This window comes from Paracoccus sp. KKT209, from assembly GCF_055635455.1.
Window position 1 is genome coordinate 1,016,091 of the sequence record NZ_CM145758.1, and the last position, 22,711, is coordinate 1,038,801.

Here is a 22,711-nt window from a genome sequence, read left to right on the forward strand (position 1 = left end):
TCGTGCAGCCAGCCGGCCCGCCATTTCCAGAGCCTCGTGGCCTTCTGCCACCAAAGTCTGGCGGCGGCCGCCCCCTGGCAGGGGCGGCCGCGGGGTCTCAGGCGCCAGCGGACTCCTGGGCCTCGGCCTCGGCGCGGATGTCGTGCGAGATCCGCATCGAGCAGAACTTGGGGCCGCACATCGAACAGAACTGCGCCTCCTTGTGCGCCGCCGCAGGCATCGTCTCGTCATGCATGGCGCGGGCCGTGTCGGGATCCAGGCCCAGGTTGAACTGGTCCTCCCACCGGAACTCGAAACGCGCGCGGGACAGGGCGTCGTCGCGCAGCCGGGCGCCGGGATGGCCCTTGGCCAGGTCGGCGGCATGGGCGGCCAGCTTGTAGGTGATGACCCCGGTCTTGACGTCGTCGCGGTCCGGCAGGCCCAGATGTTCCTTGGGGGTGACATAGCACAGCATCGCCGTGCCGAACCACCCGATCATCGCCGCCCCGATGGCCGAGGTGATGTGGTCATAGCCCGGCGCGATGTCGGTCGTCAGCGGCCCGAGGGTGTAAAAGGGCGCCTCGTGGCAATGCTTCAGCTGCTCGTCCATGTTGGCCTTGATCTTGTGCATGGGCACATGGCCCGGCCCTTCGATCATCACCTGGCAGTCCTGCGCCCAGGCCAGCTGCGTCAGCTCTCCCAATGTGCGCAGCTCGGCGAACTGCGCCTCGTCATTGGCATCGGCGATGGAGCCGGGACGCAGCCCGTCGCCCAGGCTGAAGGACACGTCATAGGCGCGCATGATCTGGCAGATCTCGTCGAAGCGTTCATAGAGAAAGCTCTCGCGGCCATGATGCAGGCACCATTTCGCCATGATCGAACCGCCGCGCGACACGATCCCCGTCACGCGCCGCGCCGTCATCGGGATCATGTGGCGCCGCACGCCGGCATGGATGGTGAAATAGTCGACCCCCTGTTCGGCCTGTTCGATCAGCGTGTCGCGATAGACCTCCCATGACAGGTCCTCGGCCACGCCGCCCACCTTTTCCAGCGCCTGGTACAGCGGCACCGTGCCGATCGGGACCGGCGAATTGCGGATGATCCAGTCGCGGATGTTGTGGATGTTGCGCCCGGTCGAGAGGTCCATGACCGTGTCCGCGCCCCACCGGATGGCCCAGACCATCTTCTCGACCTCCTCCTCCATCGAGGAGGTGACGGCCGAATTGCCGATATTGGCGTTGATCTTGACCAGGAAGTTGCGGCCGATGATCATCGGCTCCAGTTCGCGGTGGTTGATGTTGGCGGGGATGATGGCGCGGCCTTCGGCGATCTCGCGGCGCACGAATTCCGGCGTGACCAGGTCGGGCAGGTCGGCGCCGAAAGGCTCTCCGTCGCGAAGGCCGGCGGCGGTGCGGCCCTCGTTTTCGCGGATGGCCACTAATTCCATCTCGGGGGTGATGATGCCGGCGCGGGCATAGGCCAGCTGGGTGATGGCGCGGCCTTCCGCGGCGCGCAGGGGCGTCTGCGCGACCGGAAAGGGCGGGGTCAGCCGCGCGCCTTGGGCAAAGCCGTTGTCGGCGGGCGTGATGGCGCGGCCCGGATAGGGTTCGACATCGCCGCGCCCGGTCTGCCACTGGCCGCGCACTGCCTCCAACCCGCGGGCGATGTCGGTCCGGGCGGCGCAATCGGTATAGGGCCCCGAGCTGTCATAGAGGGTCAGCGGCGCCTCGTTCGACAGGGCGATCTGGCGCAGGGGGACGCGGATGTCATGGATCTGGCCGGGCAGGTGGATCTTGCGTGATGCGGCCAGCGGATCGGTGGTGATGCGGGCGATGGGCGTGTTCATGTGGTCTCCTCTTTCGAAAAGACCCGAGGCAAGAACGGGCAGAAAGGCCGCCAGGGCCCACCGCGACGCGGCATGGGCCAAGATGGCCCGAAAGGACCACCCCGCGATCTGCATTGGGGAAAGCCAACCTTCGGTCTTCCTACGCCAGTCTCAACTGGGTCAGGTTCAAAGGGTCGCTTCACCGGGGTTTCCCCCTGTCAGCCTCTCAGTCCCCGTGGCGGGACTCCCCTGACGTCCGGGTAGCATCGGGCCAGTCGCGGCCGGTGTCAAGGCGCTGTCGCCGGGGTGCATTGTTCCCGCCCCCGGGCCACGCTAGCCTCTGCCTGCGGCCCGAGAAGGAGAGCAGCATGGACTTTACCATTTCCCCCGCGCTGGAGGACCTGCGCGCCCGGATCGCCGGTTTCGTGGCCGAGCGCGTCCTGCCGCTGGAGCAGGACAGGGCCTCCTTTGACGGGCATGGCAATATCGACCCGGCGCTGCTGTCCCGGCTGCGATCCGAGGCGCGGGCGGCGGGGCTGTGGTGCCTGCAGCTGCCCCCCGAGGATGGGGGCTTGGGTGTTGGGCTGCAGGGAATGGCGGTCTGCTACGAAGAGATGAACCGCTCGATCTTTGGCCCGGTGGTCTTCAACGCGGCGGCGCCGGACGATGGCAACATGATGGTCCTGTCGCGGCTGGCCACGTCGGACCAGAAGGCGCGCTGGCTGCAGCCGATCGCGGAGGGCCGGGTGCGTTCGGCATTCGCGATGACCGAACCGGCGCCGGGCGGCGGATCGGACCCCTCGATGATCCGCACCTGGGCGCGCCGGCAGGGCGACCGCTATGTCGTGACCGGGCGCAAGTGGTTCATCACCGGGGCCGAAGGGGCGCAGCATTTCATCCTGCTGGCGCGCACGTCCGAGGGGCCGTCCGACACGCTGACCGCGCTGCTGTTCGACGCGGACCAGCCCGGCTGGCGCATCCTGCGGCGCATCGGCATCATGGGCCCCGAGGAACATGGCGGCCATTGCGAACTGGAATTCGACGGGCTGGAGATCCCGGCCGAGAATGTCCTGCTGGCCGAGGGCAAGGGTATGCGCGTCACCCAGACCCGGCTTGCGCCCGCGCGGCTGACCCATTGCATGCGCTGGCTGGGGCTGGCCCGCCGCTGCATGGAGATCGCGCAGGATTACGCGCAATCGCGCGAAGGGTTCGGCATCCGGCTGGCCGACCGGGAAAGCGTGCAGATGATGCTGGGCGACCTGGCCATGCGGATCGAGATGGGCCGGCTTCTGGTCATCAAGGCCGCGTGGGAGCTGGATCGCGGCAGCCGCGCGGGGCCGCAGATCTCGATGGCCAAGATCCATGTGGCGAACCTGCTGCATGACGCGGCCGACCGGGCCATCCAGATCAACGGCGCGCGGGGCTATTCCACCGACACGGTTCTGGAATGGATCTATCGCTATGCCCGTCAGGCCCGGCTGGTCGATGGCGCGGACGAGGTGCACAAGATGGTCCTGTCGCGGCACCTGGCCGGGCAGGGGCGGGACTTCTGGTCCTGGCAGGTGTCGGCATGAGCGATTCCCGCTTTGCCGGCCTGGGGGACTGGCTGCGCGGACAGTTCGGGACGGACCGCCATACGCTGCAGCCCATCGCGGGGGGGCAGTCGAACCCGACCTGCATGCTGGACGTGGCGGGGCGGCGGATGGTCCTGCGCACGCAGCCCTTGGGGCCGATCCTCAAGGGCGCCCATGCGATCGACCGGGAATACCGCGTCCTGCAGGCCCTGACGGATACCGATGTGCCGGTGCCCCGCCCGATCCTCTATTGCGCGGATGAAACGATCATCGGCCGGCCTTTTTACCTGATGGAGCGGCTGGAGGGGCGGGTGTTCCACGATGCCGCCCTGCCCGGTATGGCGCCGGCCGAGCGAAATGCGGTCTATGCGGAAATGGCCCGGGTCATGGCGCGCCTGCATGCGCTGGATCCGACAGACGTGGGCTTGGGGGACTATGGCCGACCCCAAGGCTATTATCTGCGCCAGATCACCCGCTGGGGGCGGCAGTGGCGCGAGTCCCCCCTGATGGCGGAGCGGCCCATCGCGGCGCTGCCGGCGCTGGAGGCATGGCTGACGGCGCATCTGCCCCGGACCAAGGAGCGCGCGTCGATCACGCATGGCGATTTCCGGATGGGCAACCTGATCTTTGCCCCTGACGCGCCCCACGTGATCGGCATCTTGGACTGGGAGCTGTCGACGCTGGGGCCGGCGCTGGCGGATCTGGGCTTTTGCTGCATGGCCTGGCGCACGGAGCCGGAGGAGTTCGGTGGGATCAGGGGGCTGGATCTGGCTGCGGCGGGAATTCCGGGGCGCGAAGCATTTGTCGCGGAATATCAGCGAAATGCACTGACGGGGCCACAGCTGGAACCGTTTCATGAGGCTTTCGCCCTGTTCCGCTTTGCGGCGATCTTCGTGGGGATCGCGGACCGTGCCGCAGCCGGCAGCGCCGCTGGCGATGATGCCGCGAGGCTGGGGCCGCTGGCCGCGGTCTTTGCCACGCGCGGGCTTGAGGTGGCAGGGCGCGGCTGATCCATCAGCCGCGCCGACTGCCGAGGCTCAGATCGTTTCGGCGGTCCGCTGCATCCATTCGCGGTGGCGCCGCTCATCGGCCAGCGCCTTTTCGAAGAACATCCGCGTCTTGTCGATCGCACCGGGGTGCTGCGAGGCGCGCTCATAGGCGGCGACGGTGTCCTCCTCGTTGGTGCGCATGGCCTTGAGGATGGCCGCATCCCCGAACAGGTCGGCCATGGCGATCTTGCCGGTGGTCAGGATCTGCTTCATGTCGCCTTCGACCGGCGCCTCGGCACCCGTCTCGCGGGCGATCTCGCGCAGCACTTCCAGATGGGACAGGTGGTCCTGGCGGAAATTCTCGATCTGGCTGCTCAGCGCGCTGTTGGACAGGCGTTCCGCGGTCGATTCATAGGCCGCGATCGCGTCATGTTCCAGCAGGATCAGGTTGGTGACCAGATCGTTGAATTCGCTCTCGGTTCCGACGGTGGTGACCATTGTCGTTCCTTTCTTGTGTCTGTGTCCAAGGCCGCGGCCCTGGTCATCTGGCCCCGCAGGGCCGGCATTCCACAAACAGGAAGCGGAATGTTTTGTTCCAGCGGCCCTGAACCTAACTGGCAGGCGACTGATCTGCGGCTGGAACAATCACGGCGGGTCACGGTTCGGTGAGAGAACTGTCTGCAAACCGAGGGAACCCGCCTGATGATGATGACGCTGACATGGGGGCTGCTGGCGCTTCTGGGACTGGCCCTGGCGATCGGAGGCGGCTGGCTGGCCGCCTTGGGCGGCAGCTGGTACTATCTGGTCGCGGGGTTGGCGCTGCTGGTCAATGCCTGGCTGATCCGCGCCCGGCGACCCGCCGCAACCTGGCTTTACGGGGCCATCATGCTGGGCACGCTGGCCTGGGCCCTGTGGGAAGTGGGGCTTGACTGGTGGCAGCTTGCACCGCGCGGCGGGATCATCGTCGTCCTCGGCCTGTGGATGCTGTTGCCGGGGGCACGCCGCCCTGCCAGGCCGTCGTGGCATGATCCCACGATCCCGGACCAGCGGCAGTTGCCGGCCCTGCCGGTGGCCGTGGCCAGCCTAGTCTGCGTGGCGGTGGCCGTCTATGCGATGTTCCAAGATCCCCATGACCTGCCGGGACGGCTGCCGGAACAGGCGCTGGTTCAGGACCCGGCCACGGGGGCCGATTTCGAGGAGGGCGATTGGCATCAATACGGCCGCACGAACTATGGCCAGCGCTATTCCCCGCTGGCCCAGATCACCCCGGCCAATGTCTCGGAGCTGGATCTGGTCTGGAGCTATCAGACCGGCGACGTCAAGCTGCCCGAGGACGTGACCGAGACGACCTATCAGGTGACCCCGCTGAAGGTGGATGACACGCTTTACGTCTGCACCCCTCACAATCTTGCCATCGCCATCGACGCGGGCACCGGAAAAGAGATCTGGCGCTATGACGCGAATTCCGGCCTGAACCCGGACCGCCAGCACCAGACCTGCCGCGGCGTGACCTACTGGGAGGCGCCGGCGCCTGCTGCCGCGGCCGCCCCCTCGGTGACGCCGCTGCCCCAGGAAGAGACCCCGGCCCCGGCCACACCCGAGGCAACAACAGCTGATGCCGCACTATGCGCCCGCCGCGTCTATATGCCGACCGCCGACGCCCGGCTGATCGCGCTGGATGCCGAGACGGGCAAACGCTGCACCTTCTTTGCCGACGACGGAGAACTGCACCTGGAAGCAGGCATGCCCTACAATCCCGATGGCTATTACTATTCCACCTCGCCCCCGGTTGCGGTGGACGGCCTGATCATCATCGGCGGGGCGGTGAACGACAACTTCTCGATCTATTCGCAATCGGGCGTCATCCGCGCCTTTGACATCGACACGGGCGAACTGGTCTGGAACTGGGATTCCGCCAACCCGGAACAGACCGAGCCGATCGATATCGCGGGAGGAGAGACCTATACCGCGAATTCCCCCAACAGCTGGTCGGTCTTTTCGGTCGATGAGGAACTGGGACTGGTCTACATCCCGCTTGGCAACCAGGTCCCCGACCAGCTGGGCATGGGCCGCAGCGAGGCGGTGGAGGAACATTCCTCCTCGGTCGTGGCGCTGAACGTGGCGACGGGGCAGCGCGAATGGGTGTTCCAGACGGTTCATCACGACCTGTGGGACATGGACGTGCCGGCGCAGCCGGTGCTGGTGGACCTGACGCAGCAGGATGGCGAAACCGTGCCGGCGCTGGTCCAGGCCACCAAGCAGGGCGACATCTATGTCCTGGACCGCCGCACCGGCGAGCCGCTGCTGGACGTGACCGAACATCCCGCGCCGGGCGGTGCCATCCCCGAGGACTACACCGCGCCCACGCAGCCCCGTTCCGCGCTCAGCTTCATGCCCGATCCGCTGACCGGCGCCGACATGTGGGGCATCACGATGCTGGACCAGCTGGTCTGCCGCATCCAGCTGCACCGCCTGAACTACGAGGGCCGCTATACGCCGCCGTCGATCAAGGGCACGATCGTGCATCCGGGCAATTTCGGGGTCTTCAACTGGGGCTCGATCGCGGTCGATCCGGTGCGGCAGGTGATGTTCGGGATGCCGACCTATCTGCCCTTCACCTCGCGGCTGGTGCCGCGCGACCAGATCCCCGAACCGTCCGAAGGCGAGACCGCCAGCGAACAGGGCCTGAACCGGAACGAGGGCGCGCCCTATGGCGTGGTGATGGGTCCCTTCCTGGGACCGCTGCAGGTGCCCTGTTCGGCGCCGCCCTGGGGCTATGTCGCGGGGGCCGACCTGCGCACCGGAGAGATCCTGTGGCAGCACAAGAACGGCACCGTCCGCGATATGACCCCGCTGCCGCTGCCCTTCGAGCTGGGCGTACCGGGGATCGGCGGGCCGATCATCACGGCGGGCGGCGTCGTCTTCCTGGGCGCAACCGTCGACAACTATCTGCGCGGCTATGACCTGACCACCGGGGCCGAGATCTGGCGCGCGCGCCTGCCGGCGGGGGGGCAGTCCACGCCGATGACCTATGAACATCAGGGGCGCCAGTATGTGGTGATGGTGGCCGGCGGCCACGGCTCGGTCGGCACCACGCCCGGCGACTACATCCTGGCCTATGCCCTGCCTGACGCGTAATCGAACAAAGGAAAGAACCGGACCATGAACAACCGAGTGATGATGATGCTGTTGCTGGTGGTGCTGATCGCCGCCGTTGTGGCGGCCGTGGCCTTCCTGCGCGCCCCGGCGGATGTCGAGGGCATGGAGGCCGGCAGCCCGCCCCATGCGGTCGTGCAGGAGTGACCGCGGCCGGACAGGCGCGGGCAAGACAGGACAAGGACGGAAAAGATGAACGACACCGACCCGATGGCGGAAAGAATGAAGCAGGTTCTGGCCCGCATGTGCGAGCGTGAGCTGACTGTCGCCACCGCCGAAAGCTGCACCGGCGGCCTGGTAGCCGCGCTGATGACCGATATCGAGGGTTGTTCCCATGCCTTCGATCGTGGTTTCGTCACCTATACGGATGACGCGAAACGCGAGCTTCTGGGCGTCGATGCGGATCTGCTGCAGGACAAGGGCGCCGTATCGCAGGAGGTGGCAATCATGATGGCGGAAATGGCAATCGGGCGGTCCCATGCGGATATCGCCGTGTCGGTGACGGGTTATGCGGGCTCTCCGGGCGGCGATGCCGAAGAGGGGTTGGTGCATTTCGCCCTGGCCCGGCGCGACGGCGAGACGCTGCACCGCAAGGAACAATTCGGCGCCATCGGTCGCGACCCGATCCGCGCGGCCTGCCTGAAGACCGTGGTCGAGATGATGGAGGGCGCCGTTTCGTGACCGACCTTTCCTTTGCCGCCCTGCACCGCCACGGCTTTGTCCGCGTGGCCACCTCGACCCCGCGCGTGCGTCCGGCCGACGTGTCCTTCAACCGCGACAGCATCATCGCCGAGGCCGAGCGTGCCGATGCGGCCGGGGTGGACCTGCTGGTCTATCCGGAACTGTGCCTGTCCTCCTATGCCATCGACGACCTGCACCTGCAGGACGCTGTCCTGTCGGCCGTCGAACGTGCCGTGGGCCGCGTCATCGAGGCAAGCGCCAAGCTGGCCCCGGTCCTGCTGATCGGCGCGCCGCTGCGCCGCGACGGCCGGCTTTACAACTGCGCATTGATTATCGCGCGCGGCGAGTTGCTGGGCGTGGTGCCCAAATCCTATTTGCCGAACTATCGCGAATTCTATGAAAAGCGCTGGTTCGCGCATGGGCGCGGGATCACCGGCCAGCAGATCGACGTGGCGGGCGTCACGGCGCCCTTCGGCACGGACCTGATCTTTCAGGCCAGCGACCTGCCCGGGCTGACCTTCCACACCGAGATCTGCGAGGACCTCTGGACGCCCGCACCGCCCTCATCGGATGCGGCGATGGCGGGGGCGGTGATCCTGACCAACCTGTCGGCGTCGAACATCGTGATCGGCAAATCGACGGACCGCCACCTGCTGTGCCAGTCGCAGTCGATGCGCGCCTTTGCGGCCTATGCCTATTCGGCGGCGGGTCCGGGCGAAAGCACCACCGACCTGGCTTGGGACGGGCAGGGGCTGATCTATGAGCTGGGCGACCTGCTGGCGGAATCGGCGCGTTTCCCGACCGAGCCGCAGCTGCTGATGGCGGATGTGGACACCGGCCGCATCCTGTCGGAACGCATGCGCACCGGCAGCTTCAACGATGCCGCCCGCCAGGTCGATCCGCAATTCCGCCGCATCACCTTCCGGCACCGCCCGCACGGGCGCGACGCGGGGCTGATCCGACCCGTGGCGCGCTTTCCCTATGTCCCCAACCGCGCCAGCCACCTGGACCTTGACTGCTACGAGGCGTTCAACATCCAGGTCGAAGGCCTGCGCCGCCGCTTTGAATCCACTCGCGGTGACAACCTGGTCATCGGCGTGTCCGGGGGCCTCGATTCCACCCATGCGCTGATCGTTGCGGCCAAGACCTGCGACCGCCTGGGCCTGCCGCGCGACCGCATCCTGGGCTTTACCATGCCCGGTTTCGCGACCTCCGAAGGCACCAAGTCCAATGCCTGGAAGCTGATGCGCGCCATAGGCATCCAGGCCGAGGAGATCGACATCCGTCCTGCCGCGACCCAGATGCTGCAGGACATGGGCCACCCCTTCGCGGAGGGCCAGCCGGTCTATGACATTGCTTTCGAGAACGTGCAGGCGGGCCTGCGCACCGATTATCTGTTCCGCCTGGCCAACCAGCGGAACGGCTTTGTCATCGGCACGGGCGACCTGTCCGAACTGGCGCTGGGCTGGTGCACCTATGGCGTCGGCGACCAGATGAGCCATTACGCCGTCAATGCGGGCGTCCCCAAGACGCTAATCCAGTACCTGATCCGCTGGACCGCCCGCACCGGGCAGTTCGACGATGCCACGGCCCAGGTGCTGGAGGCGATCCTGGACACCGAGATTTCTCCTGAACTGGTGCCGGTCGACGGGGACGAGGGGATGCAGAGCACCGAATCAAAGATCGGCCCCTATGCGCTGAACGACTTTTTCCTGTTCCACATCATGCGCTATGGCCTGCCGCCGTCCAAGGTCGCCTTCCTGGCTTGGCATGCCTGGCACGATACGACGCAGGGCATCTGGCCCGACGCCTTCCCCGAGGCCAAGAAGAACGCCTATGACCTGGCGACGATCCGGCACTGGCTGGAACGTTTCCTGGTCCGCTTTTTCGCCACCAGCCAATTCAAGCGCTCGGCCCTGCCGAACGGGCCCAAGGTCTCGGCCGGTGGCGCCCTCAGCCCGCGCGGCGACTGGCGGGCACCCTCGGACAGCGTGGCGGCGCCTTGGCTGGAGGAGTTGGAGTCGGTGCCGGAGAGGTGGCCCGGAAGCTGATCGCGGGACGGTCGGCAGGGTCTGACCGCAGAGGAGGGACCACGATGCAGGATCGGTTGTGGACGGCATCGGCGCTGGCGGTAGGCTTTGCCCTGAGCGGCTTTTTCGACGGGGTGCTGCTGCATCAGATCCTGCAATGGCACCACCTGTTGAGCCTGGTCCCCGGCATCACCGACCTGCGCCAGCAGATCCTGTGGGACGGGTATTTCCATGCGGCCATGTATCTGGTGGCCGCCTTGGGGCTGGCCGGGCTTTGGCGCGCGCGGCGTAGCGCCTCTGTCGGCACCGTGCTGTCCGGCTGGCTGCTGATGGGTTTTGGCCTGTGGCATGTGGTCGATGCCGTCCTGTCCCACTGGGTTCTGGGCATCCACCGCATCCGGGTGGACAGCGCCTATCCCCTGCTGTGGGATCTGGGGTGGCTGGCAGTTTTTGGCCTGCTGCCCTTGGTAATTGGCTGGATGCTGACGCGACGGGGCGGTGGCCAAGGGAGGGGACGGCCGCCGGTGCTGCCCGTCGCGATGCTTTGCCTGGGGATGGGGGCATGGGCGATGCGTCCGCCGCCGGACATGCCGCTGACCGCGATCGTGTTCCGTGTGGGCCTGAGTGCGGAACAGGTCACGGACGTTCTGGACCGAGCGGTCGCGACGCTGGTCTGGGCCGAGCCCGACATGGGCGTCGTGCTGGTGGACATGGAGCCGGGGCAGCGCCTTGGGCTTTACCGGAAAGGCGCGCTTCTGGTGGGCGGCTCGGTGCTGCCGGCTGGCTGCTTTGCATGGAGCCGCGCCTGAGCAGGATTAGGATGATGTGGCGACTCCGGAAGAGGTGCGTGCTTCTCTTATTTTTCAAAGGCATTTTGGAAAAACAGAAAGGCCTCAGGAGTTCTTTTATGAAGTGCGAGGCGGGTTGGAAACCAGCCAATGGGGACACTACAGGCGACGCTACCTGTTGGACGAAGGACGGGCCCTTTGGGAGGGGCTGGGTCTCTCGTAGGTCGAATGCTTTGGAGCGCCGCAGGCGCGTTAAACAGGCCCGCGTATATTGTGACGGATCCGCAGACGACGGCTGTCAGCTAATGCGCCTGATCGCTCATCCCTCGATCGGCACCATCCGCGCGCCGGTCGGGAAATAGCCCATGTCCCGCACCCACATGTCGCCGGTCCGAGGGTCCGCGTCATACTGCTCGGCCGTGTAATTCCCGAGGGTGCGAACGGCCACATTGAAGATCGGATAGAACTGCACCTTGCGGGTCAGGTCCTGGTGGCGGGCGTGCAGCACCTGGCAGCCAACCTCCAGGTCGTTGACGAAGAACGTCACCTCCGACCTGGTGGTGTCCTCCTCATCATAACGGACATGGGCCGCCCAGGACGTATAGACTTCATCCAGCGGAACGCGGGGCGAACCGTATTGATGAACGTCGAAGTCATAGCCCATTTTCCCGGCCTTGTTATCCCATTCGCCGATCGGGCCGTAATGCTGGGCGAAAGAGCTGGTATAGGGCGTGTCAGCCGCGCCCCAGGCTCCGTTGAACTTTTCCAGGATGTCGATCTCACCGGGCCAGCGATTCTCCCAGATCCCGCGCGAGTTTTGCACGCGGTTCACCAGCCAGAATGCCGGCCAGCTGAAAAGCCGGTTCGGGATCCTGGCCTCCATTCGCCAGGTCCCTTCCTCTCCGCAGACCTCATCAAGATGCAGGCCTTGAAGAACGGCGGCCTGGAACGACCAGGGGCGCCCATCCCACTCCGGCCGCTCATCGCCGGTAAAGCCGCGCGTGTGCAGCCGGATGGCGTTCTCTCTCGGGTCATAGCTGATGGGGTTGTCGGCCCCGGCGATGGTCTCGTCGGCGTAAAGGCCCGTTTCCCCGTTGCCATATTGGGCGCGGCCCTGAGACAGCGCCGACATGAAGCACGGCTTGCCGTCCGCGTCGAAGCCGGTCGGCGACCATTTCAGGGTAGCCGGATCGAAGGCATTGCTGCGCCTGGCGCCCGACAGGTCCAGCCGCCGCAGCGGGCGGTGGTAGGGCTGCGTGATCTGCTGGGGTTCCGCTCCCTCGACATAGAGGACCGTGACGTTCCGTCCCTTCTGCTTGTCCCCCAGCCCCTTGACCCGGATCGCGACCTGGAACCCTTGCCCGCCTGAGTAGCTCTCACGCGGGCTGATCTTGACGTAGTGCAGCGGGTCGTCTCCCGGCGACCAGTGGTACACCACATCCAGGCCGGCGAAACGCTCGCGGGCCTGCGTCGAACTGCCGACATTGATGCCGCCGCCGTTCAGATTCACCATTCGGTCGCAGTAAGCCATGAAGGACTGCCATTCGCACTGATCGACAGCCACAGGAATGTAGATGTCCTGCGTGCCGGGCGGGACGATCACCTCGGACGGAATGTCCAGCACGGGCTGCGCCGAAAGCGTCCAGATGGGCACGTCAGGCACGGCCTGCCCCGGCGTGGAGCCGGGACGGAGGGGTTCGGCCGCTTCGAATGCGGCCAAGGGGCCTGCCAGGATGCTGCTGCTGCTCAGGTAGCCGGCGAGGCTCAGGAGGATGTTTCTGCGGGTGGGCATGGCGTTCCTTTCGAGGGACTATTGCCAAATTCTGCCGTGAGTGTCGATCAGCCTCAGGCCGAGCCGTCGCGATTGCGGCCGCTGCCGCATTGTCACGTGCGGGCGCGACCGCGCAGGCGGGCAAGGTCAGCAGCATGATCAAGGCCCCTTCGACCGCAGGCGGCCTGCCTTTGCAGCTGACATGCAGAAGGACCTTAAATGGCTGGTCAAGAGTATGGGTTTCTTGAAATTGGCGACCCCGGAAGGACTTGAACCCTCAACCACAGACTTAGAAGGTCCGTGCTCTATCCAGTTGAGCTACGGGGCCGCATTCGCGGTCGTCCGATCGCGCGCCCGTCATAGCGCGGTGCGTCGGATCACGCCAGAGCCATCGTCATGAAGACCGAATTCGGGTCGGCGCGATAGCTGCCGAAGGGCGGGCATTCGCTGAACCCCGCGCGGGTGTAAAGACCGCGCGCTGCCACAAATCCCGGCTGCACGCCCGTTTCCAGCGACAGGCGCGACTTGCCCATCCCCTGCGCGTGGCCGATCAGGTGGCGCAGCAGCATGCGCGACAGCCCGCGGCCGCGGCATTCGGCCAGGACATGCATCGACTTGACCTCGGCCTCGGGCCCGCCCAGGTCCTTCAGTGCCCCCATGGCCACCGGGCGTCCGGCATCGCGGATCACGAAAAACGCGATGGTCGGTTCGGCCAGATCGGCGCGGGGCAGCATGTGGATGGATTCGGGGGGCGTGTCGGCCTGCATCTCGGCGGTATGGCGCTGGAACAGCAGGTCCAGATCCGCGCCCATCGGGCTTTCCCGGTCGATGGTCAGCGTCATCTGCGGCACCCCCAGCATATGTCCACGCCGGACCTAGCCCGGCGTGACGTTCGCGTAAAGACCTAGAGGACCTTGTCGAAGACCGCCGTCAGCCGCGCCACCGTGCCCTCGACATCCTTCAGCTTGTCCAGCCCAAAGAGCCCGATGCGGAAGGTTGAGAAATCGGCGCCCTCCTCGATGGCCAGCGGAACCCCGGCGGCGATCTGGGTGCCCTGGGCCGCAAAGGCGCGGCCGGTCTTGACCTCGGGGTCGGCGGTATAGCTGACGACGACACCGGGCGCCTGGAATCCCTCGGCCGCGACCGAACGGATGCCGCGCGCCGCCACATCGGCGCGGATGGCGCGACCAAGACGCCATTGCGCCTCGCGCGCGGATTCAAAGCCCATCTGGCGCGTTTCCTCCATCGCGTCGCGCAGGCCCAGCAGCGCGTCGGTCGGCATGGTGGCGTGATAGGCGTGGCCGCCATCCTCATAGGCCTGCATGATCGCGCGCCATTTCTTCAGGTCCAGCGCAAAGCTGTCGCTGTCGGTGGCGGCCAGCCGTTCGGCCGCGCGATCCGACAGCATCACCAGCCCTGCCGCGGGCGAGGCCGACCAGCCCTTTTGCGGGGCCGAGATCAGCACGTCGACGCCTGTGGCCTCCATGTCCACCCAGATCGCCCCGGAGGCGATGCAGTCCAGCACCATCAGCGCGCCGACTTCATGCGCGGCCTGGGCCAGGGCGGCGATATAGTCGTCGGGCAGGATCAGCCCGGCCGAGGTTTCCACATGGGGGGCAAAGACGGCATCGGGGCGCGCCTCATGGATCTTTGCCACGACCTCGTCCAGGGGCGGGGGCGCATAGGCGGGCCGGGGTTCGTTCCCCTGCGGGCGGGCCATGGCGACGGTGACCTCGCGGGCAAAGCCGCCGGCGTCGAAGATCTGGCTCCAGCGATAGCTGAACCAGCCGTTGCGCACGACCAGCGCGTGGCCGTCGCGGCCGAACTGCCGGGCCACGGCCTCCATCGCATAGCTGCCGCCGCCGGGCACGATGGCGACCTCAGCGGCGCCATAGACCTCGCGCAGCGTCGCCGACAGGTCGCGCATCACCTGCTGGAACCGCTGCGACATGTGGTTCAACGACCGGTCGGTGAAGACGACCGAAAACTCGTCCAGACCTTCGGGGTCGATCTCGGGGCGCTGATGGGGCATGGGGCGTCCTTTCGCTGCTGTCCGGGGGAATCTAGCGCGACCCGCGCCACGGTGCCAGACCGCCAAAGGGGGCAGGCGGGATCACCCCTTGCGGTGCCCCCGTCCGCGCGACTACCTTCGGGTCGTCAGCAACATCAAGGTTTTCAATGCGCATCGGCATACTTCAATGCGGCCAGTCCCCAGCCCAGTTGAAGGACAGCCTGGGGGATTACCCGGACATGTTCATCCGCCTGCTGGAAGGGCGCGGCTTCGATTTCCGCACCTGGCACGTCGAGGAGATGGAGTTTCCCGACGACGTCACGGCGGCCGATGGCTGGCTGCTGACCGGATCGCGCCACGGCGCCTACGAGGATCACCCCTTCATCCCGCCGCTGGAGGATTTTATCCGCCGCGCCCATGACGCGGGCGTGCCGATGGTGGGCATTTGCTTTGGCCACCAGATCATCGCCCAGGCCCTGGGCGGCACGGTCGTCAAGCATCCCGGGGGCTGGTCGGTCGGCACCCAGGATTACGATTTCAACGGCGAGACGGTGACGCTGAACGCCTGGCACCAGGACCAGGTCGTGGCCCTGCCGCCGGGGGCGCAGATCGCGGGCCAGAACGCCTTTTGCGAGAACGCGGCCCTGATCTATGGTGACCGGGCCTTCACGGTGCAGGCGCATCCGGAATTCAGCGACGACTTCATCCAGGGGCTGATGGACACCCGCGCCAAGGGCGTCGTGCCCCCCGATCTGCTGGCCCAGGCCGCGGCCCGGATGGGAGAGCGCAAGGGATCGGACCTTCTGGCCGACCGGATCGAGGCATTCTTCAAGCAACCGCGCGCCATGACGCGCCACGACGCCCAGGGTGCCGCATGAGCGATTGGACCGACAAGCTGCCGCAGGCCGCGCGCGACTTCATGGCCGGGCGCCGGCTGGACGAGGTCGAATGCATCGTGGCCGACATCGCGGGCGTGGCGCGGGGCAAGGCGATGCCCGCGTCGAAATTCGCCCGGCAGGAACGGTTCTACCTGCCGAACTCGATCTTTTTGCAGACGATCACCGGGGAATGGGCCGACAACCCCTCGGGCGCCTTCACCGAACCCGACATGGTGATGACGCCCGATTATTCGACGGCGACGGCCGCGCCCTGGACCGCCGACTGGACCATCCAGGTGATCCATGACGCGCTGGACCAGCAGGGCAACCCGGTGCCCATCGCGCCGCGCAACGTGCTGAAGCGCGTCGTGCAGCTTTACCGCGACAAAGGCTGGAACCCGGTCGTGGCCCCCGAGATGGAGTTCTTCCTGGTCGCGCGCAACATCGACCCAAACCAGCCGATCATCCCGCCGATGGGCCGCACGGGGCGTCGCGCGGCGGCCAAGCAGGCCTATTCCATGTCGGCCGTGGACGAATACGGCAAGGTCATCGACGACATCTATGACTTTGCCGAGGCGCAGGGCTTCGAGATCGACGGCATCCTGCAGGAAGGCGGCGCGGGCCAGGTCGAGATCAACCTGAACCACGGCGATCCGGTGGCCCTGGCCGACGAGATCTTCTATTTCAAGCGCCTGATCCGCGAGGCCGCGCTGCGCCACGACTGCTTTGCCACCTTCATGGCCAAGCCCATCGAGGGCGAGCCGGGCAGCGCGATGCACATCCACCATTCGGTGACCGACATCGCCACCGGCCAGAACATCTTTTCCGACGAAAAGGGCCGCGAGACGCCCGCCTTCCTGCATTTCATCGCGGGCATGCAGCGGCATCTGCCGGCGGCGGTCGCGCTGCTGGCGCCCTATGTGAACAGCTATCGCCGCTATGTCCCGGACTTTGCCGCGCCCATCAACCTGGAATGGGGCCGCGACAACCGCACCACGGGCCTGCGGGTGCCAATCTCGTCGCCCGAGGCGCGGCGGATCGAGAACCGGCTGGCGGGCATGGACTGCAATCCCTATCTGGGCATCGCCGCCTCGCTGGCCTGCGGCTATCTGGGCCTGCTGGAGGCCGAGAACCCGCGTGCCGAATGCCTGGGCGACGCCTATATGTCCGAGGACGAGCTGCCCTACAACCTGGGCGATGCGCTGGACCTGATGATCGAGAACGAGGCCATGCGCAGTGTCATCGGCGAAGAGTTCACCGCCGTCTACGAATCCGTCAAGCGCAACGAGTACAAGGAGTTCCTGCAGGTCATCAGCCCGTGGGAGCGCGAACACCTGCTGCTGAACGTATGAACCTGCTGCACCTGAACGACCGCCCTGGCGCCTATCCGCCCAGCCTCTATGCCGCGCAGTCCGGCGAAGAGCCCGGGCGCGCGCCGCTGCGGGGCGACCGGCGCGCGGATGTGGCGGTGATCGGCGCCGGATACACCGGCCTCTCGGCGGCGCTGCATCTGGCGCGGCAGGGCCTGTCGGTCGTGGTGCTGGAGGCGCATCGGGTGGGTTTTGGGGCCTCGGGGCGCAACGGGGGACAGATCGGCTCTGGGCAGCGCCAGGAGGTCGATTGGCTGGAGCAGCATCTGGGTCCCGAAGCCGCCCGCCGCCTCTGGGACCTGGGCGAGGAGGCCAAGGCCCTGACCCGCGCCCTGGCGGCCGAGGCGGGCGTGCCCATCCGCGACGGCATCGCCCATGCCTGCCGCACCGCCTCCGAGGTCGATCACGCCCGGCACATGGCCGATCACCTAACCCGGCATTATGGCTATGACCAGGTGGTCCCGCTGGACCGGGGGCAGCTGGCCGAGGCGCTTGGCAGCCCTGCCTATGTGGGCGGCGACCTGGATCGCGGGGCGGGCCATGTCCAGCCCCTGGCGCTGGCGCTGGGGATGGCGCGCCTGGCCGAAGCCGCGGGGGCCACGATCTGCGAGCGCAGCGAAGTGACGGGCATCGCCCATGCCCCGCATGCGGGACAGGACAGCCGCATCACCACCCGTGACGGCAGCCTGCGGGCCGGTCACGTGATCCTGGCCTGCAACGGCTATCTGGGCCGGCTGGACCGGCATGTCGCCGCGCGTGTCCTGCCGATCAACAACTACATCGTCGCCACCCGCCCCTTGGGGCCGGATTTCCCCGAGATCCTGCCGCAGCGCATCGCGGTCGCCGATACCAAGTTCGTGGTGAACTACTGGCGGCTGGATGACGAGCGACGGCTGGTCTTTGGCGGCGGGGAAACCGTGACCTATCGTTTCCCCCGCGACATCCGCGCCGTGGTGCGTCCGCACCTGCTGTCGGTCTATCCGCAACTGGAGGGGGTGGAGCTGACCCATGCCTGGGGCGGCACCCTGGCCATCACCATGAACCGGATGCCCTGCTTTGCCCGTCCGGCGCCGAACTGCCTGTCGGCCAGCGGCTATTCGGGCCATGGCGTCGCGCTGGCCACCCTGGCCGGGCGCCTGATGGCCGAGGCTGTGGCGGGGCAGGCGGGGCAGTTCGACGCGATGGCGGCGGTGCCGACGCGGGCCTTTCCGGGCGGCGCCATGCTGCGCCAGCCGCTGCTGGTCGCGGGCATGGCCTGGTTCGGGTTGCGCGACAGGCTGGGGTTCTAGTCCCGGGGCAGGCCCATCCGGTCCATGACCTCCTGCCGGATCTGGGCGGATTCGCGGTCGCTGATGCCCAGAAGGCCCGTCACCAGCCGAATCAGGCTTTCCTCGTCCGCGTCGCGGTCGGCATCGGCATAGGCCACCTCCCACATGGCGGCCAAAACGCCGGCGCGGTCCTCCAGCGCGATGCGGTCCTTGATCTGGCGGGTAAAGCGGACGGTGTCGCTGGCCTCGGCCTCCATCGCCTCGGCCTCGGCGCGGCGGCTGGCGGCTTCCTGCGGGGTCAGGCCCCGGCGGCAGGCCAGGATGCGGTCGATGCGCTGCCGTTCGGCCTGGTCATAATGGTCATCGGCACGCGCCACCCGGACCAGCAGCGCCGCGATGGCCAGTTCGGCTTCCTCTCCGGCCAAGGGCGCGGGTCCGGGGGCCTCGCCGGTCAGGCGAGCCAGAAGATCCTTGAACATGGCGGCGACGTTCCTTTCTGGGGTGGTCCGGATCGTTTATGGCACCTGTGACCCGTCCTGCCAACGCGCGGGCCGGCACGCCGTTCCCGGCAGCCCCCCGTCACGGCCGCCCGGCCGGAACACCCTGCGCCAGCGGCCGGGCCAGGGCGCTGATCAGGTCGGTGCGGGTCACGATGCCCAGGATCCGGTCGCCCACCAGCACCGGCACGGCATCGACCTGTCCATCGGCCATCAGCGGCAGCAATTCGCCCAGCGGCGTGGCGGGGGTCGCCTGCGGGATCTGGGTCTGCATGATGGCGCGCGCCGGGTTGCCCGCGGCCAGGGTGCCGATCAGGTGGATCTGGAAGATCACGCCCAGATAGCGGTCGCCCGCGCCCACGACCGGGATCGAGGTAAAGCGATGCTGCCGGAACAGGCCCGCCACGCGTTCGACCGGCGCATCGGGCGGCACCGTCACCAGATCGCGGGACATGATGTCGGCGGCGGTGACCGGCCCCGTGCGCTGCGCCGCGGCCTGCAGTTCGGCCGCGCCGACCAGCCGGGCCAGATCCTCTGCCCCCAGGTTGAAGCTCTGACGATAGCGTTCCAGGATGTCGTTCAGCTGCGCCTCGGACAGCCCAAGCCGGTGATTGGGCGCGGGGTCCCGGGTCCGGTTGGGGTGGTGTTCGTCGAACTGGCGCAGCGGATAGTGGCGCCCGGTCAGCCGGGCGTAAACCGCCGCCAGCGCCACCAGCAGGATCGTCCCCGCAGCGACCGGGGCCAGGGCAAAGCGAAAGCCCAGGTCGGCCACGGCATCGGGACTCATCGCGGCGGTCATGGCCACGGCCCCGGCGGGCGGATGCAGGGCGCGGCAAAGGATCGTGGCGGTGATCGCACAGCCCACGGCCAGCGCGATCCGCAGCGCCGGGTCGGCGATCAGCAGGCAGGCCGCGACCCCGATCAGCGCCGCGACGGTATTGCCCACCACCGCCGCCCAAGGCTGGGCCAGCGGACTGTTCGGAACCGCGAAAAGCAGGACCGAACTGGCCCCGAAGGGCGCGATCAGATAAAGCCCCAGCTGCCCGTCCACCGAAGGCGACAGGGCAAAAAGGCCCGCGACCGCCAAGCCGACAAGGGCGCCCAGGCCCGCGCGGAGCGCCTCGACCGGCGGTGTGGAGGCCACGGCGGGACCGAGGGCGCGCAGGATCCTGTACAATTCTGACGGCACGGGATGACCTCCGGGCATGAGACTGCACGTGGTTTCATCGAAATGCCTAAAAGTAAAGCAGCGACGGGATGAAATGCCGGTCACGGACTTGGTTGCCGCGACCAGTTCTAGGGGTGAACCTCCGGGCTACTGGCCGGTGCCATCGCCTCCAGTTCCGCCAGATGAGCGGCCAACCCGGCGCGATCAGGCGATTGCGCGCCACGCGCCGTCGTCTCCATCCGGTTCAGGCTTTCGCGGATGTCGTCAAACCCGATTAGCGCCACCGATCCCGCCATCCGGTGGGCCAGGCGGGCGACATCCTCGTTCAGGGCAGGGTCCTGGATCATGTCCCGCAGCCGCGCCAGCCCGTCGTCAAGCTCGGCCAGGATGCGGTCCACGACCTGCGCGGCGCGTTCGGGTCCGATACTCTCCGCCAGATGGGCGCGGGCGGCCTCCCTGCGGTCCGGCGCCGTGCGGGGCTTGGCGGGGGGCGGGGTGGCGGCGTCGGCCTTGTTGGTGAAGCGCCTGAGGATGTCGTCCAGCGCCTTGAAGGACAGCGGCTTGGTCAGCGTGGCCTCCATGCCGGCCTGGGCGAAATTCGCCTGGTCCGCCGGAAGGGCATGGGCCGTCAGCGCGATGATGGGCGTGTCGGTGTTCGGACCCTCGCGCCGGATCGCCCGCGCGGCCGTCACCCCGTCCATGCGCGGCATGCTGATATCCATCAGGATCAGGTCAAAGCGCTGGCGGCCCGCCTCGATCACGCCCTCATGGCCGTCGCAGGCCTCGACCACGCGGCAGTTGCGCGAGGCCAGCATCTCTCCGACCACCATGCGGTTGATCTGGTTGTCCTCGACCACCAGGACCTCCAGCTGCGCCGGGGCCGCGGGCGCCGGGGCTTCGGGCGCGGCCGGCGCCTGGGGCTCCGCGGCCTGCTCGGGCAGGGGCAGGCGCACGGTAAAGCAAGAGCCCTCGCCCGGCTGGCTGTCCACCGTCACCCATCCCCCCATCAGCCCGGCCAGGCGGCGCACGATGCCCAGGCCCAAGCCCGTGCCCTCGACCTCGCGCTGGAACGAGGGGTCGAGCGTCACGAACTCGTCGAAGATGCGCTGCTGGTCCTCGGTCGCGATGCCGATACCGGTATCGGTGACGCGGAACTCCACATGGCCCGCACCCACGCTCCGGTCGATCTCGACCAGGATATGCCCTCCTTCGGTGAACTTGATCGCGTTGCCGACCAGGTTCATCAGGATCTGCGTCAGCCGGACCGTATCGCCCAGCAGCGGGCGGCGGTTGTCGCCGATCATCGCCAGCGACAGGACATTGCCGCGCTGCTGCGCCTGCGCCTGCAGCCCGTCCAGGATCTGCGAGACCAGCTGCCGGGGGTCGAAGGGCCGCCAGACCAGCTCGATCACGCCCGCATCCGCGCGCGAGATGTCGAGGACGTTGTTCACGTGCCGCAGCAGCAGCTGCCCCGACTGCGCCATCACCTGCGCATAGCGGCGCTGGCGGTCGTCGAGGTCGGTCGTCATCAGCAGGTCCAGCGTGCCCATCAGCCCGTTCAGCGGGGTGCGCATCTCGTGGCTCATGACGGCCAGCATGTCGGCCTTGGCCTGCTCTCCGGCCAGGGCGCGGTCGCGGGCGCGGATCAGCTCGGCCTCGTTCGCGACACGTCGCGAGATGTCGCGGACAAAGCAGACCATGACGGGCCCCGTCTCGCTTTCCGCCCGCGCCACCGACACCTCGATCGGAAAGACCTCGCCGGACTTGCGCATGGCCATCGCCTCGGCCGGCCTGGGGTTCTCGGACAGGTCGACCCACCCGGTGCCGTCCAGCATCGCCTCGACCTGAGTCCGGACCTCGTCGCGCAGCGGCTCGGGCACGATCAGGGACACCATGTCCGCGCCAAGCGCCTCTTCCAGAGAATAGCCATAGATGCGCACGGCCACGTCGTTGAAGTCGATGATGCGGCCGTGGGCATCGGCCACGACGATGGCGTCGATGGATGTGGCGATCACGGCGCGCAGGCGGTCATGGGTCACCGCGATGCTTTTTGCCTGGTCCCGCGCGTTGCGCGCCATGAAGGCCAGCGCCAGCACCACCGCCACCAGCGACAGGAACAACGCCGCCACCAGCAGCGCCAGGTCCTCCAGCGCCGAGGCGACCTGTCCCCGCTGCTGGTCGGAATGCAGCGAGTTGGTCCGCACCCCCTCCAGCGAGATCTCGCGGACGGCGGGGCGCAGCGCCCTGGCCCGCGTGCTGAGGTCGGGCAGGGCGGCGATCAGCTGCGCATCGGAGCCGTCGACCAGCGGCACCGCATAGGCCAGGAAATCGTTGATCTCGGCCAAGGCCGTCTCGACGCCGCCGTTCAGGCGCACATGTTCGAAAACCTTGCCGATGTTCAGCGTGCGGTTGCGGGAATAGAAGACGTCGAACCTCAGCCGAAACTGCTGCAGCTTGGCGGCCTGGTCCGGGGGCGGGGTCTGCTGGATGTCGCCGAGGATGTCCAGCATCGTCAGCAGTTCCACCTCGGACTGCGCCAGTGCCCATTGGACGCTTTCCAGATTGGCGCTGGCCAGCTTCTCGATCTGGCGTCGTGCATCGGCACTGATCATCCAGACCGTGCCGGCACAGGCCGCGACGATCAGGATGAAGCCGGCTAGGGTCAGGCCAAATCTTTGACGCATTCGAGGCCTTCGGCACGCCAGGCCGGCGCGCCTTCATGGAGG

18 protein-coding genes and 1 tRNA gene are annotated in these 22,711 nt (G+C 67.5%); 10 read left to right on the forward strand and 9 right to left on the reverse strand.

Annotated features, from left to right (window positions below; genetic code table 11):
• Nucleotides 1-97: 97 nt before the first annotated feature.
• Entirely contained in the window at nucleotides 98-1,825 is a 1,728-nt protein-coding gene (thiC, locus tag ACZ2G3_RS05025; RefSeq protein ID WP_470398059.1) for a phosphomethylpyrimidine synthase ThiC, read from the reverse strand.
• 347 nt (nucleotides 1,826-2,172) lie between these two features.
• On the opposite strand from thiC, the gene ACZ2G3_RS05030 reads away from it, so the two are divergent.
• A complete protein-coding gene (locus tag ACZ2G3_RS05030; protein ID WP_470398061.1) occupies nucleotides 2,173-3,378 on the forward strand; it encodes an acyl-CoA dehydrogenase family protein in 1,206 nt (401 codons plus the stop codon).
• On the forward strand, nucleotides 3,375-4,388 hold the full coding sequence (locus ACZ2G3_RS05035) for a phosphotransferase family protein (RefSeq protein WP_470398063.1): 1,014 nt from the start codon (nucleotides 3,375-3,377) through the stop codon (nucleotides 4,386-4,388). Before ACZ2G3_RS05030 ends, ACZ2G3_RS05035 begins: the two co-directional genes overlap by 4 nt.
• 27 nt (nucleotides 4,389-4,415) lie before the next feature.
• Here the strand turns inward: ACZ2G3_RS05035 and ACZ2G3_RS05040 are convergent, their stop codons facing one another.
• Nucleotides 4,416-4,865, reverse strand: a complete 450-nt coding sequence (locus ACZ2G3_RS05040) for a DUF892 family protein (protein WP_470398064.1) — start codon at nucleotides 4,863-4,865, stop codon at nucleotides 4,416-4,418.
• 204 nt (nucleotides 4,866-5,069) lie between these two features.
• Between ACZ2G3_RS05040 and ACZ2G3_RS05045 the strand changes: the two genes are divergently transcribed.
• Genes ACZ2G3_RS05045 through ACZ2G3_RS05065 form a run of 5 tightly spaced genes read left to right on the forward strand, consistent with a single transcriptional unit; the run spans nucleotide 5,070 to nucleotide 11,043 of the window.
• A complete protein-coding gene (locus ACZ2G3_RS05045; protein ID WP_470398065.1) occupies nucleotides 5,070-7,505 on the forward strand; it encodes a glucose/quinate/shikimate family membrane-bound PQQ-dependent dehydrogenase in 2,436 nt (811 codons plus the stop codon).
• A 24-nt stretch (nucleotides 7,506-7,529) separates the two neighbouring features.
• A complete protein-coding gene (locus ACZ2G3_RS05050) occupies nucleotides 7,530-7,670 on the forward strand; it encodes a hypothetical protein (RefSeq protein WP_419267200.1) in 141 nt (46 codons plus the stop codon).
• A gap of 45 nt (nucleotides 7,671-7,715) precedes the next feature.
• Entirely contained in the window at nucleotides 7,716-8,204 is a 489-nt protein-coding gene (locus tag ACZ2G3_RS05055) for a CinA family protein (protein ID WP_419267201.1), read from the forward strand.
• Nucleotides 8,201-10,255 carry an NAD(+) synthase gene (locus ACZ2G3_RS05060; protein WP_470398068.1) on the forward strand — a complete coding sequence of 685 codons (2,055 nt, stop codon included), beginning with the start codon at nucleotides 8,201-8,203 and terminating at the stop codon, nucleotides 10,253-10,255. The genes ACZ2G3_RS05055 and ACZ2G3_RS05060 overlap by 4 nt, the downstream gene beginning before the upstream one ends.
• Nucleotides 10,256-10,299: 44 nt before the next feature.
• Entirely contained in the window at nucleotides 10,300-11,043 is a 744-nt protein-coding gene (locus ACZ2G3_RS05065; RefSeq protein ID WP_470398070.1) for a DUF2243 domain-containing protein, read from the forward strand.
• 298 nt (nucleotides 11,044-11,341) lie between these two features.
• Here ACZ2G3_RS05065 and ACZ2G3_RS05070 read toward each other — a convergent pair whose 3' ends face one another.
• The 4 genes from ACZ2G3_RS05070 to ACZ2G3_RS05085 form a co-directional block, all read right to left on the reverse strand.
• Nucleotides 11,342-12,814 (reverse strand): hypothetical protein, encoded by a 1,473-nt coding sequence (locus tag ACZ2G3_RS05070; protein WP_470398071.1) that lies wholly within the window; start codon nucleotides 12,812-12,814, stop codon nucleotides 11,342-11,344.
• Nucleotides 12,815-13,044: 230 nt separating this feature from the next.
• Nucleotides 13,045-13,121, reverse strand: a tRNA-Arg gene (locus tag ACZ2G3_RS05075).
• Between the two features lie 49 nt (nucleotides 13,122-13,170).
• Complete coding sequence (locus ACZ2G3_RS05080) at nucleotides 13,171-13,635, reverse strand: GNAT family N-acetyltransferase (protein WP_419267205.1); 465 nt, start codon at nucleotides 13,633-13,635, stop codon at nucleotides 13,171-13,173.
• 62 nt (nucleotides 13,636-13,697) lie between these two features.
• A complete protein-coding gene (locus ACZ2G3_RS05085) occupies nucleotides 13,698-14,825 on the reverse strand; it encodes an aminotransferase class V-fold PLP-dependent enzyme (RefSeq protein ID WP_470398073.1) in 1,128 nt (375 codons plus the stop codon).
• A gap of 146 nt (nucleotides 14,826-14,971) precedes the next feature.
• On the opposite strand from ACZ2G3_RS05085, the gene ACZ2G3_RS05090 reads away from it, so the two are divergent.
• From ACZ2G3_RS05090 to ACZ2G3_RS05100, 3 genes are read left to right on the forward strand one after another with little or no spacing between them, the layout of a single operon-like run.
• Nucleotides 14,972-15,682 carry a type 1 glutamine amidotransferase gene (locus tag ACZ2G3_RS05090; protein ID WP_470398074.1) on the forward strand — a complete coding sequence of 237 codons (711 nt, stop codon included), beginning with the start codon at nucleotides 14,972-14,974 and terminating at the stop codon, nucleotides 15,680-15,682.
• A complete protein-coding gene (locus ACZ2G3_RS05095) occupies nucleotides 15,679-17,034 on the forward strand; it encodes a glutamine synthetase family protein (RefSeq protein ID WP_419267208.1) in 1,356 nt (451 codons plus the stop codon). Before ACZ2G3_RS05090 ends, ACZ2G3_RS05095 begins: the two co-directional genes overlap by 4 nt.
• Nucleotides 17,031-18,341: an NAD(P)/FAD-dependent oxidoreductase gene (locus ACZ2G3_RS05100; RefSeq protein ID WP_470398076.1), complete on the forward strand. Its 1,311-nt coding sequence runs from the start codon at nucleotides 17,031-17,033 to the stop codon at nucleotides 18,339-18,341. The genes ACZ2G3_RS05095 and ACZ2G3_RS05100 overlap by 4 nt, the downstream gene beginning before the upstream one ends.
• On the opposite strand, the gene ACZ2G3_RS05105 is transcribed toward ACZ2G3_RS05100, so the two are convergent.
• The 3 genes from ACZ2G3_RS05105 to ACZ2G3_RS05115 all read right to left on the reverse strand — a co-directional run bounded on the left by ACZ2G3_RS05105 (nucleotide 18,338) and on the right by ACZ2G3_RS05115 (nucleotide 22,669).
• Nucleotides 18,338-18,799 carry a tellurite resistance TerB family protein gene (locus ACZ2G3_RS05105; protein ID WP_470398078.1) on the reverse strand — a complete coding sequence of 154 codons (462 nt, stop codon included), beginning with the start codon at nucleotides 18,797-18,799 and terminating at the stop codon, nucleotides 18,338-18,340. The two genes, ACZ2G3_RS05100 and ACZ2G3_RS05105, sit on opposite strands and share 4 nt — an antisense overlap.
• Nucleotides 18,800-18,899: 100 nt before the next feature.
• The gene (locus tag ACZ2G3_RS05110) at nucleotides 18,900-20,024 is read right to left on the reverse strand and encodes an HPP family protein (protein ID WP_470398079.1); all 1,125 of its coding nucleotides are present in this window, start codon (nucleotides 20,022-20,024) and stop codon (nucleotides 18,900-18,902) included.
• 89 nt (nucleotides 20,025-20,113) lie between these two features.
• Entirely contained in the window at nucleotides 20,114-22,669 is a 2,556-nt protein-coding gene (locus tag ACZ2G3_RS05115) for a hybrid sensor histidine kinase/response regulator (protein ID WP_470398081.1), read from the reverse strand.
• Nucleotides 22,670-22,711: the final 42 nt, after the last annotated feature.

Bases quoted from the DNA above. Each gene is read 5' to 3' on its own strand.
- thiC (WP_470398059.1), bottom strand. From the start codon at position 1,825: ATGAACACGCCCATCGCCCGCATCACCACCGATCCGCTGGCCGCATCA.
- ACZ2G3_RS05030 (WP_470398061.1), top strand. From the start codon at position 2,173: ATGGACTTTACCATTTCCCCCGCGCTGGAGGACCTGCGCGCCCGGATC.
- ACZ2G3_RS05035 (WP_470398063.1), top strand. From the start codon at position 3,375: ATGAGCGATTCCCGCTTTGCCGGCCTGGGGGACTGGCTGCGCGGACAG.
- ACZ2G3_RS05040 (WP_470398064.1), bottom strand. From the start codon at position 4,865: ATGGTCACCACCGTCGGAACCGAGAGCGAATTCAACGATCTGGTCACC.
- ACZ2G3_RS05045 (WP_470398065.1), top strand. From the start codon at position 5,070: ATGATGATGACGCTGACATGGGGGCTGCTGGCGCTTCTGGGACTGGCC.
- ACZ2G3_RS05050 (WP_419267200.1), top strand. From the start codon at position 7,530: ATGAACAACCGAGTGATGATGATGCTGTTGCTGGTGGTGCTGATCGCC.
- ACZ2G3_RS05055 (WP_419267201.1), top strand. From the start codon at position 7,716: ATGAACGACACCGACCCGATGGCGGAAAGAATGAAGCAGGTTCTGGCC.
- ACZ2G3_RS05065 (WP_470398070.1), top strand. From the start codon at position 10,300: ATGCAGGATCGGTTGTGGACGGCATCGGCGCTGGCGGTAGGCTTTGCC.
- ACZ2G3_RS05070 (WP_470398071.1), bottom strand. From the start codon at position 12,814: ATGCCCACCCGCAGAAACATCCTCCTGAGCCTCGCCGGCTACCTGAGC.
- ACZ2G3_RS05080 (WP_419267205.1), bottom strand. From the start codon at position 13,635: ATGACGCTGACCATCGACCGGGAAAGCCCGATGGGCGCGGATCTGGAC.
- ACZ2G3_RS05085 (WP_470398073.1), bottom strand. From the start codon at position 14,825: ATGCCCCATCAGCGCCCCGAGATCGACCCCGAAGGTCTGGACGAGTTT.
- ACZ2G3_RS05090 (WP_470398074.1), top strand. From the start codon at position 14,972: ATGCGCATCGGCATACTTCAATGCGGCCAGTCCCCAGCCCAGTTGAAG.
- ACZ2G3_RS05095 (WP_419267208.1), top strand. From the start codon at position 15,679: ATGAGCGATTGGACCGACAAGCTGCCGCAGGCCGCGCGCGACTTCATG.
- ACZ2G3_RS05100 (WP_470398076.1), top strand. From the start codon at position 17,031: ATGAACCTGCTGCACCTGAACGACCGCCCTGGCGCCTATCCGCCCAGC.
- ACZ2G3_RS05105 (WP_470398078.1), bottom strand. From the start codon at position 18,799: ATGTTCAAGGATCTTCTGGCTCGCCTGACCGGCGAGGCCCCCGGACCC.
- ACZ2G3_RS05110 (WP_470398079.1), bottom strand. From the start codon at position 20,024: ATGCCCGGAGGTCATCCCGTGCCGTCAGAATTGTACAGGATCCTGCGC.
- ACZ2G3_RS05115 (WP_470398081.1), bottom strand. From the start codon at position 22,669: ATGCGTCAAAGATTTGGCCTGACCCTAGCCGGCTTCATCCTGATCGTC.